Source organism: Rhizorhabdus sp. (assembly GCF_018006725.1).
In the GTDB taxonomy this organism is placed as follows: Bacteria; Pseudomonadota; Alphaproteobacteria; order Sphingomonadales; family Sphingomonadaceae; genus Rhizorhabdus.
Genome location: NZ_JAGMXV010000173.1, coordinates 1 through 10,093 on the forward strand (window position 1 = coordinate 1; position 10,093 = coordinate 10,093).

The window sequence follows — 10,093 nt, forward strand, 5'->3', positions numbered from 1 at the left end:
GTCCCAGCAGTTCCGCCATCACGGCCACCGGCAGCGGAAAGGCAAGGTCCCCTACCACCTCCATGCCACCCCGCGCCTCTGCGTCGCGCACCACGGCGTCGACCCGGGCTTCTATGAAGCCGGTCAGCCCTGCTATCTTTTCGGACCGGAGTTGCTGCGCCAGGCTCTGCCAGAGCGGACGGACGCGATGCGACCGTTCGCCGCTGGCGGCCTGCGCGACATGGGCCATCGCCTCGCCCACTGCGAGCGGCTTGTGGATCACCAGGCGGGCGTCGTTCAGGGCGTCGCGGACGTCACGATAGCGGGTCAACAGGAGCGGCGGTGCGGTCATTCGGGCGCGCGGGCGCTCACGACCACATAGCACAGTACGGGCAACTCCTCGATCTTGCGCACGAATTCGAGGAGCCGGTTGAACGTGGCGGCATCGATCCGCTTCTCCAGCAGTTCGCTCAGGGCCTTGCTCTTGTAACAAGCGACAAAGGCGCGCCAGCTGGCGTCGGTGATGTCGTCGATGACGACGTCCTCGAAACCGCACGACTCCCACAGCGCCCTATAGCTGTCCAGGTTCGGGTAGCACTCCTGCCCGGCCAGCACCTTCGGAAACGCCTTCGGCTCGTCGCGAAACACCATGTCGGCGACGACGATCTCTCCGCCCCGCTTCAACACGCGCAGCGATTCATGCAGAAACTCGCGCCTTCCCTTGAAGTGCAGTGCGGCCTCGACACTGGCGATCGCATCGAACATCGCATCCGGAAAGCGCATCTGTTCCGCTGGCATCACATGGAAATGCGCACCCGGCACCCGTATCCGGCACTGCTCGATCTGATATTCGGAGACGTTGATACCGTGCACGCCCTCCACAGGAAAATGCCGTGCCAGATATTCGGTCGTGCCACCCAATCCGCAGCCGACATCGAGCAGTGGCCCCTGGCGTCGGCTGAACTTGCCGACGAGCAGCGCCATCATGTTATCACAGGCCTCCGGAAAGTCGGTCGTCCCGGGAAGAAACAGACCGAGATTGGCGTATCCCGAGTCCGCCCGTTCCCCGACATAGAGCGTTCCATCCCGAAAAAAGCGGTCATAGGACCCGGTCAGGGTCTGCTGATATTCGGTCGGCATCAGGATACTCCGTGGGTCTTGACCAGAATGGAACGCGCTTCATGCAGCAGCCAGGATTCGCGCCATTGAACGGGCCCGGACAGGCGCATCCGTGCGGCCAACTTCTGCATCGGATCAAGCATTACCTCTATCTCGAGCCGGGCCAGCGCTGCGCCGAGGCAATGGTAGCGTCCCAGCCCGAAAGTCAGTGGGGCAGCGGCAGCGTCTCCCTCCGATGTCCGATGTGCAGAGCCAACCAGAAGATAGACCTTCTGCCCGGGCCGGATCACCGCCTCGCCGATCTGCAGCTCTGCAAGCGCCACGCGTTTGAGCGCGAGCAACGGCGTGTCGAGCCGCAACAGCTCTTCGACCGTGGGTCGTTCGATCGAGCCGTTGGCGACCCCTGCCGCCTCGATCAGCCGCGCCAGAATATTGGCGATGGCGGCGGCGGTGGTGGTGGTTCCGGCCGAGAACAGCTTGCTGCACGTATCGACCATGCTGGCCTGCGGCAGGTCGAACTCCGACTGGGTGGCGCGCAGCAACCCCATAAGCTCGGTCGCCGGCGCGAGGCGCCAGTGCTTCTGGAAATACAAGGCAAGCACCTGCGACGCCGGAGCTGCGAGGGCCGGACGCCCCTCCCATTCGAGATCGAAGCCCTGCAATAGCCCCTCCGAAACCTGCTGAAGGGCGGGCAGGTCCGACGCAGGAATGCCGAGCAGCGAGGCCATTACCCGTGCCGGAAGAGCCTGGGCGAGAAGGGGAACAAGGTCGCCTCCGCCATGCGCCGCCACCATCGCCAGGCAGTCGTCAAGCGCGGTCGACACGGTTTGCGAGAGCATCGGGCCGGAGGATGAAAACCATCCGCGCAACCGCCGAACCACCGTCGCACGGAATGAATCGGAGCGGTCCGCGAAGGAGGTGCCCTGCGTGATACCGAGACGATCGTCGCGCAGCAGGGTCGCGATGTCGGCCCGTGCCGAAAAGAACCAGGCATCGCGTTCCGGCGCATGATAGCGCGGTGCCATATCTCGCAGGCGAGCCAGATAGGGAAAGGGATCGCGCGCATAATCGGCACCGGGCGCACCGGGGCCGAAGGGCGGGGCCGGCGCGATCATGGCCGGCGCACTCATGGTTGCTTACGCACCAGATAGGGGCCGACCATGAGCGCATGCAGTCCGGTGTCGCGAAACAGCTCGGCCGCTTCGACCGGGGTTTCGACAATCGGCTGCCCCCTGCGGTTGAGCGACGTGTTGAGCAGCATGCCGATCCCGCTGCGCGTCTTGAATGCCGTCAGCAGATCGTGGAACGTCTCATCGACTTCGCGGCGCACCGTCTGCACCCTCGCCGTGCCATCGACATGCACGACCGCGCCGATCCTGCTGCGCCACGCCTCTCGCACCGGCACGACAAACAGCATATAGGGGCTGTCGCGATCCAGTTCGAAATAGGTCGCCGCGTCTTCGGCCAGCACGGCTGGCGCGAACGGACGGAAGTCCTCGCGAAACTTCACCTGGGCATTGATGTAATCGCGCATCTCGGCACGACGGGGATCAGCCAGAATGCTGCGATGCCCCAAGGCGCGGGGGCCGAATTCGGCACTGCCGCGGTGCCAGGCCACAGTATTGCCCTCGGCGAGCAGTTCGGCCATCGCCTCCATTGGCTCGGCGGGCCGGGTTACGATCACGCCATCGCCGACCGCCTGCAACGCGCGCTCGATCTGCACGGAATCACCGTCGTAACTGCGTCCCAGAAAGGGAGATCCGTCGTGGCGGACCGGCTCGCCCGCCAGAATGCTGTGCCAGCCATGATAGGCGCAGCCGAGCGCCAATCCGGAATCGTCCGCTGCGGGCGGCACGAACATCTGTTCGAACGGGGTTTCCTGCAGAATTCGCGTGTTGGCAACGGCATTGAGCGCCACCCCGCCCGCAAAGCACAGATTTGGGCTGGGGTGCAGCGCATGGCGCGCGCGCGCCAGTTCCACCAGCGCGCGCTCGACCTCGCCTTGCACCAGTCGCGCAACATCGGCGAAATATTGAAAGCGTGCCTTGAAGTCCGCTGCCGAATGCATCCGGACCCGGAAATCCTGAATCCAGTCATAATCGACGAACAGCCGCCCGTCGCGAATGTCGAATATCCGATGCCGCAAGGCGCCGGGCTGGCCGTAAGGTGCCAGCCCCATCAGTTTGCCGAGGTCGCTGGTGCTGCCCAGGACATAGCGGCTGGCCCCCGCATAGACGCCGCCGATCGAATGGCGCGTGGTATCGGGGTGCATCGGATAGTCGCACTGATAGCGGCCGAGCGGCGAAAAATCCTTGAATACAGACTGAAGACCCGAGCCGGACGCAGCGTAGTAGCTGTCTTTTTCGAACCAGAGCGCGGCCATTTCGCCGGTGGGCCGTTCGGGCAGGATGGCGCCATCGAGATCCATGCAATCCTCGAATGCGTTGCCGCATCCATCGACCGTGAGCACGGCCGCCGTGTCGAACGGGCTCAGATAGAAGGCGCTGCACGCATGAGCGAGATGGTGAGAAATGGTCTTCACCGGCACCCCGTCCGGGATCGTCCGCGCGCCGCGATACCAGTGATTGCCATAGGCAAAGCTGCCGAAATTGGCGTTCTGCACCACCAGCGCGATCTCGTCCCAGCCGATGCCGGCGGCATTCAGGCAATAGGCAATCGCAAGAGCGTCGTTGCCGCCGTCATTCTTGACCTTGGTGAGCCGTTCCTTCTCGATCGCTACCGCAATGCGTCCATCCTTCAGCAGGCAGGCGGCGCCGTTGTGCGACAGGCCAAGCCCCAGAACATAAACGGATTTGGACGATGCCATTTGCGGTCTGCACTCCGACAAGGGACTTGCTCCCTATGACAATCCGGAGAGACCGGCAAAGTGTTTGGCTGCGACACGGCTTCACGGCGGCGTTGCTGGCAATTCGCCATCAACCGCGATAGATCCGGCAAATGGATTCCAGCCACGCCCTGCGCAGTCTTTTCCATCCGATCGACCCTACTGAAATTGCCGACGCGATGATGCGGGAGCGCCGTCTGTTCCGCAGGACCGAGCGCAGCGCAGCGCTCGCGCAGCTATTGCCGTGGGAGACGCTTGGAACGCTGATCACTGCCGAAGCCCTGCGATCGGGGCAGGCGATCCTGGCACGGCAGGGGCGCCCTTTGCCGCTGGAGATGGTCGGTGTCGGGAACGGCGGACTGGCCCCCGAAGCGATCCAGGCGCTGTGCGATCAGGGCGCAAGCCTGGTGCTCAACTCCGTGGAAAAACAGGTGCCGGCCATCGCGGCGATGAATGCGATGGTCGAACGCTATCTGCGGTGCAACACGCACACCAATGCCTATGCCAGCTTCAACCGCGAAAGCGCGTTCAAGGCGCATTTCGACGGGCATCATGTATTGATCCTGCAGCTGCAGGGCAGAAAACACTGGTGGTGTTACGGGCAGACCACGCGCTTTCCCATGCAGGGCAAGACCTTTTCCAGCCCGACCGACCTTCCTGCTGCGGAATGGGAGGGCGTTCTCGAGCCAGGAGATATGCTATTCGTGCCGCGCGGCGACGTGCATCGTGCGATGGTCGACGGCCCGACGTCGTTGCACCTGACCGTCACGCTGGCGCCGCCCACCGGGGCCGATGTCATGGACTGGCTTGGACGGAGGTTGCTCGACGACGATGTGGGGCGCCAATATCTGCCTGTCCTGGGCAGCCACGAGCAGCGCAGCGCGCATCAGGCGGCTTTGCGGGCTGCCCTTCACCAGCTGGTCGACTCGTTCGAGATCGATGCCTTTCTCGCGCGGGCCGATGGCGATCGTCGGCCCTTTCGTCCCTTCACGCTTGGTCTCGGTCAGCAGATCCAGCCCGACATGATGGTGCAGCCGGCATTCCGCCGCCGGGTCTCGCTTGACGTCGTTCAGGCCCGATATGGCGCACTTGCCGAAGCGGAATGCGCCGTCCTGGCGCTGCTGCTCGCCGAGGATATGCTGAGTGTAGGCGACATTGGGCACAGGCTCGCAGCCATCGACACGCGTGCCGCCATCAAGGAGTTGACGCGCAAGGCATTGATTTTTCTCTCCTCACCGGACTGACGCGGTTGTCCGAGATTGTCTTGAGGTCGTTACGGTGCTATCGGCTGTCCTATGGGCGCATCGCCACAAGGGGACCCGTAATGGAAGCGTTGATCAACCAGGACCGCGAGCCTTCGGAAGACAGCCGGCTCGCTTATGTGAAACCCGAGCTGATCGACGCCGGCAAGATTGCGGACGTCACGCTGAGCAACGGCAACGATAGCGGCAGCGACGCCGCCTATTCCTGACCTGTCGTCGTGGCCGGATGCGCTGCTCATGATCCCATGAGCGGCATCCGCTCGACACACGGCTAGAATCTGATTTCCAGGGGGCGCATGGTTCACCCCTGTCAGGACATTGGCCAAGCTTTTCCCGACCCTGCTTTTCACAAGGTGCTCTTATGTTCGTGAGAAGCCAAAGCGCTCTCTGGACTGAACTTGACGGTCAGTTCATGCTCATGAACATCGAGGACGGCTCCTATTATGAGATGGCGGGCATTGGCTCCGTCATCTGGCACATGCTCGAAAGCCCCCGATCGGAGGCGGAGATCGTCGACGCCGTCGTCGCGACCTATCGCGTGGATCGTGCGCAATGCGCAGATGACGTGCGGGCTTTCCTCGAAAAGCTCGTCGCCTCGCATGTGGTAATCGAGCAGTCTGAAGCCACCGGCGCTCCGCTCCCTACCGCCGAATGAGCTTCATCGCAGGGATCGTCCGACTCGACGCCCTGACGATCCCGGAAGACTGGATCGCTTCGCTTGCCTGTTCCGCAGGGGAGCGGCTGGAGGTCATCCGGCCCGACGCCGATGCGGTCTTCCTGGCGGCGACGGATGACATGGTCCTGCAAGACAGCGGCAGGCTTCTCCTCTGCGACGGGCGTGTCGGCGCTGGTGCGCCAGGCGGCGAGGCAGAGCTGGCTTGGCGGGATATCGCAGCAGGCCCCTTGACCGGTGATTTCGCGCTTGCAAGCTGGACTTCTCCAGATCGGTGCCTTGTCCTTCGCCGATCGCATTTGGGCACACGACCGCTCTTCTACGTCCGGCGGGATGACGTCTTTGCCTTCGCATCGTCGCTGCCGGCGCTGCTGGCGCTTCCCTGCATTTCGCAAGCACTGAACGAAGATGCGATCTGTCGCATGCTCTGCTTCGATGGGACCGGGCCGGCCGATCACAGCTTTCACGCCGACGTCCGGCGGATTCCCGCCGGCCATTGCCTGACGCTGGACGGCGGCGCCTTCTCGCAGCGCGCCCTGCCGCCGCCCTGGAAGGGAACCGCGTCATTGCCCGGCGGGCCATCGGATGCCGCCGCAGCCGTGCGGGCAATGCTTATCGACGTCGTGGAGTCCAATCTGCTCGGCGGCACCACAATCGCGGTGCACCTGAGCGGCGGTTTGGATTCGGCCACCATCGCCTGCATCGCCGCCCAGCGGCTCAAGCAGCAGGGGCGTCGGCTTCTGGCCCTGTGCTCGGTGCTCCCGACAGACCATGTCGGCCCGGAGTCGGACGAGCGGCATTTCATCGAGGCGGTGCTCGATCAGGAAGACAATATCGACCCCGTCTGGATCACGCTTCCCGCCGACGCGGACCCGTTCGGTGCGCAGCCCCGCTGGTTCGAATGCCTGGGCGAACCGCAATATAGTACCGTCAGCCACGTCGAAGAAATGCTGGGCGCTATCGGACAGGAGCATGGCGTGGATATCGTCCTGAGCGGCTTTGGGGGCGATTTCTTCGTTTCTGCGCGGGGCATGCCGGCCACGGAATTGCACCTGCGGCGCGGACAGTTCGGCGCGGCCCTGTCCGAGTTGAGGCGTTTACGGCGCGCGGATGGTACAGCCTGGTGGAGGCTTCTGCGCGATCAGGTCGCGCGGCCACTGGCTGGCTGGCGGCACAGGTGGCGGCGCACGGCTCTGCGCGATGCGGGCTGCGCGGCTCAGGCTCTAATCCGCAGGGTCGCAGAGCGAACCGGGCGTGCCCCGACGACATCGCTGACCAAGTTCCGCCGGCTTCCGCACCAGGACATGGATTTCATTCTGGAACCGGGAAGGCTCGAACGCGTGCTGCCGGAGATGCACCAGGTCTTCGCCAAGGCCTTTGGGCAGGATGTGCGCTTTCCCCTGCTCGACAGCCGTCTGATCGCTCTGGTCCGCGGGCTTCCGGAAGAAGAGCTGCATCGCGATGCCGTGCCCCGCAGCCTGATGCGCCGGGCCACGCTCGGCATCATCCCCGAGGTCGTGCGCTTGCGGCCCGACAAGGGACCCGCCTTCGACCCTGCACTCGCCGCGCATTGTGTCGCCGCCCGGCCGGCTCTCCAGTATTGGGCCGAGAAGGAAGCGGCGCCGCTATGCTGGGACTATGTCGACCGTGCACGTTTTCTCGAGGCGCTCGACCGGATCGTTCCGAGCGATCGGGACGGATGGCAGCGCGAGATGTTCTCGGTCGTCCTGACCGGGGGGCGGTTCGCCAAGTTCATCGACTGGCATATGCGCCGGCAGGCTGTGCAGCCATGACGACCTATCGCAGCACCCTCTATGGGCTGACTATAGAAAGCCCGTTCCCGCTACCGGGGGCTTTCCCGCTCGCAGATGGGACGGCAGCCGACGTTACCATCACATGGGAAGCCGAGACCGCGTGGCGCACCGCTGCACGGGCCCTGCCCGCGTCTTCGGACGGTCCAGGGAGCGCCCTGCTTGGCGAGACCGAAGACGGTGGGCTGTGCATCGAATGGCGACGCGAACTGCAACTCGTGATCGCTCCGTCGAACGATCACATGACCGTCATCTGCACGGCGGCCAAGCTGGAATTTGTGCCGACTGTACTCGTCGGCATAGGGCTGGGCCTGTTACTGCACCGGCGCGGCATCACCTGCCTGCACGGATCGGTGGTATCGGTCCACGGTCGCACCATCGCCCTGCTCGGCGACAGCGGGGCGGGCAAGTCCACGACGGCGGCCGCGCTGGTAGCGCAGGGCGGAATTCTTGTTTCCGACGACATCGCCGCGCTGCGCGCGAACGGAGACCGATTCATCGTTGCGCGGGGCTGCGCCAATGTGCGGCTGGATCCCGAGGCCAGTGCCAGAATCGTGCGAACCGGACAGCGGCTCGCGACGGCTCCTTGGGTCGACAAGCTTCTCTGGGACGTTTCCGGCGATAGCGCCGCCTCGTTGCGCCCGGATCCCCATCTGGATGGGCTCTACCTGCTGAAGCAGGCAAGGGATGGCGATGCCGTCACGATCAGCCCCCCGCTTCCGGCAGCGCAGGCGCTGCCGAAACTGGTCGATTGCTGGTATCCTCAAGGGTTTATCCGGCTGCTGACGCAGGCACGGTTCGACGGATTGCGGACGATCGCCGAACGGGTGCCGATGTTCGAACTCAGCTTTCCGCGCCGATGGGACATATTGCCCCAGATTACCGTCGCGCTGGGCATAGGATGACGCAGAATCTGGCTCCGATATTGCGCTTCGTCCTGGCCGAACGCGGATGGCCCGGTTCGGAAAGGCTCGCGCGCATGGCAGCGTACCTGCCCGCAGTGGCAACGGCGGGGCTCGAAGTCTCGCTCGCGGACGACGCAACCGTCGACCTGCAGCAACGGATAAAAAGCGATACCGAGATCGATCGCCTGCGGCGCTGGATCGATCAGACCAGGCCGCAGGGCGAAGCATGGTATCGTCTCAATTCCGCGCTCGCGAAGATCGCGAGCGATATCGAGGAATATTGGCTGGAACTGGACACGCCCTCCGAGGTCACCTCGGCGGATCCGCCCTTGTCTGTCTTTGTGCGACTTCGCGAACGGCACGACAACGCGGTTCCGCAGATCCTCGAGGCTTTCGGCATGGATCTGGCGCATGCCGGGCTGGATGTCCTTCTTGGCTGCCTTGCGGAATGTGGGGCGGATGTACGCCTTTCTCATTTGGGGCTCATGCTCGGGCGCCCGGGAGCCCCATTGAGGCTGATTGTCGAGGGCGTTCCTCCCGCCGAAGTCGCTGCCCTGCTCGCCCGGTTGGGCTGGCCAGGCTCGCGCGAACAGGCCCTACGCTGGATCGATCGACTGTTCGTCCATGCGGATCGTATCCGCCTGGCCCTGACCCTTGCCGATGGACTTAGTCCGGACCTGGGGCTGGAATGCTTCGTCGGCGAGCCCGCCGCCAATGATCCGCGCTGGCGCTGCCTGTTCGACCTGCTGGTACAAGAAGGGTTATGCACGCCCGACCGGCGCGACCAGTTGCTCGCCTGGCCAGCCAAGCTCACACCAATTTCATCCTCCCAATGGCCTGAAACGCTGATCACCGATGCATTGCTGCGTACGGATCCCGCGGTTCACTGGCTCGACTGTCGCATCAGCCACGTGAAGGTCGTGCTAGCTCCCCGTCAACCGCCAAAGGCGAAAGGATATTTCGGGTTCGTCGAGGTTAGAAACCTGCCTGACCCCGCCGCGAAAGCTCAGCCCCGAAATGCCGGGGGCGGGATTGATGCGGCGCTTGAGGCCGCCACCGCCTTCCTGATCGCTGCACGGAACCAGGCAGGCTGGTGGCTCGACTTCGATGGCTTTTCCGAAGGGCCAGCCGATGAATGGGTGACGGCCTATATCGGACGCACGCTATATCGGGGCAGCAATCTCGATGGCCGCGCGGCCGCTTCGCGTGCATGGCATCTGCTGAAGGCCAGGGCCCGGCATGGCTGGGGATGGAACTTCCTCCAGCCAGCCGATGCCGATAGCACGCTTTGGGGGCTGCACCTGGCCTCGGCCCTGGAACAGGACGATACGCAGGAAGCGCGCGAGGCCACCGCCTTTCTCCGCCAGCACATGCAGGATGATGGCGGGTTCGCAACCTATCGCCGAGACGTCTATGCAAGCTGGACCGAAGGCAAGGCGGTCAATCCAGCCTGGTATGACGCCCATGGCTGCGTCACCGCAGCAGCCGCGCACCTGCCC

The 10,093-nt window shown here is 64.2% G+C and carries 9 protein-coding genes and 1 pseudogene; 6 read left to right on the forward strand and 4 right to left on the reverse strand.

The window, feature by feature from the left end; translation table 11 throughout:
• The 4 genes and pseudogenes from KAY22_RS19665 to KAY22_RS19680 all read right to left on the reverse strand — a co-directional run.
• A pseudogene (locus KAY22_RS19665) lies at window positions 1–331 on the reverse strand (hypothetical protein); the annotation flags it as partial.
• Window positions 328–1,119: a class I SAM-dependent methyltransferase gene (locus KAY22_RS19670; RefSeq protein WP_296624973.1), complete on the reverse strand. Its 792-nt coding sequence runs from the start codon at window positions 1,117–1,119 to the stop codon at window positions 328–330. The gene KAY22_RS19670 and the pseudogene KAY22_RS19665, both read right to left, overlap by 4 nt.
• Complete coding sequence (locus KAY22_RS19675; RefSeq protein ID WP_296624974.1) at window positions 1,119–2,213, reverse strand: hypothetical protein; 1,095 nt, start codon at window positions 2,211–2,213, stop codon at window positions 1,119–1,121. The genes KAY22_RS19670 and KAY22_RS19675 overlap by 1 nt, the downstream gene beginning before the upstream one ends.
• A gap of 11 nt (window positions 2,214–2,224) precedes the next feature.
• Window positions 2,225–3,925: a carbamoyltransferase C-terminal domain-containing protein gene (locus KAY22_RS19680; protein ID WP_296624975.1), complete on the reverse strand. Its 1,701-nt coding sequence runs from the start codon at window positions 3,923–3,925 to the stop codon at window positions 2,225–2,227.
• A 131-nt stretch (window positions 3,926–4,056) separates the two neighbouring features.
• Between KAY22_RS19680 and KAY22_RS19685 the strand changes: the two genes are divergently transcribed.
• From KAY22_RS19685 to KAY22_RS19710, 6 genes are all read left to right on the forward strand, one after another.
• The gene (locus KAY22_RS19685) at window positions 4,057–5,187 is read left to right on the forward strand and encodes a cupin domain-containing protein (RefSeq protein ID WP_296624976.1); all 1,131 of its coding nucleotides are present in this window, start codon (window positions 4,057–4,059) and stop codon (window positions 5,185–5,187) included.
• 80 nt (window positions 5,188–5,267) lie between these two features.
• Window positions 5,268–5,414, forward strand: a complete 147-nt coding sequence (locus KAY22_RS19690) for a hypothetical protein (RefSeq protein ID WP_296624977.1) — start codon at window positions 5,268–5,270, stop codon at window positions 5,412–5,414.
• A gap of 203 nt (window positions 5,415–5,617) precedes the next feature.
• Entirely contained in the window at window positions 5,618–5,860 is a 243-nt protein-coding gene (locus KAY22_RS19695; RefSeq protein ID WP_296624978.1) for a PqqD family protein, read from the forward strand.
• Window positions 5,857–7,671, forward strand: a complete 1,815-nt coding sequence (locus tag KAY22_RS19700) for an asparagine synthase-related protein (RefSeq protein WP_296624979.1) — start codon at window positions 5,857–5,859, stop codon at window positions 7,669–7,671. Before KAY22_RS19695 ends, KAY22_RS19700 begins: the two co-directional genes overlap by 4 nt.
• Window positions 7,668–8,594 (forward strand): hypothetical protein, encoded by a 927-nt coding sequence (locus KAY22_RS19705; protein ID WP_296624980.1) that lies wholly within the window; start codon window positions 7,668–7,670, stop codon window positions 8,592–8,594. Before KAY22_RS19700 ends, KAY22_RS19705 begins: the two co-directional genes overlap by 4 nt.
• On the forward strand, window positions 8,591–10,093 hold a 1,503-nt coding region (locus tag KAY22_RS19710; RefSeq protein WP_296624981.1), incomplete at its 3' end, for a hypothetical protein. The genes KAY22_RS19705 and KAY22_RS19710, both read left to right, overlap by 4 nt.

Excerpts from the sequence above, each read along its gene's own strand:
- KAY22_RS19670 (WP_296624973.1), bottom strand. The coding sequence starts at position 1,119 with ATGCCGACCGAATATCAGCAGACCCTGACCGGGTCCTATGACCGCTTT.
- KAY22_RS19675 (WP_296624974.1), bottom strand. The coding sequence starts at position 2,213 with ATGATCGCGCCGGCCCCGCCCTTCGGCCCCGGTGCGCCCGGTGCCGAT.
- KAY22_RS19680 (WP_296624975.1), bottom strand. The coding sequence starts at position 3,925 with ATGGCATCGTCCAAATCCGTTTATGTTCTGGGGCTTGGCCTGTCGCAC.
- KAY22_RS19685 (WP_296624976.1), top strand. The coding sequence starts at position 4,057 with ATGGATTCCAGCCACGCCCTGCGCAGTCTTTTCCATCCGATCGACCCT.
- KAY22_RS19690 (WP_296624977.1), top strand. The coding sequence starts at position 5,268 with ATGGAAGCGTTGATCAACCAGGACCGCGAGCCTTCGGAAGACAGCCGG.
- KAY22_RS19695 (WP_296624978.1), top strand. The coding sequence starts at position 5,618 with ATGCTCATGAACATCGAGGACGGCTCCTATTATGAGATGGCGGGCATT.
- KAY22_RS19700 (WP_296624979.1), top strand. The coding sequence starts at position 5,857 with ATGAGCTTCATCGCAGGGATCGTCCGACTCGACGCCCTGACGATCCCG.
- KAY22_RS19705 (WP_296624980.1), top strand. The coding sequence starts at position 7,668 with ATGACGACCTATCGCAGCACCCTCTATGGGCTGACTATAGAAAGCCCG.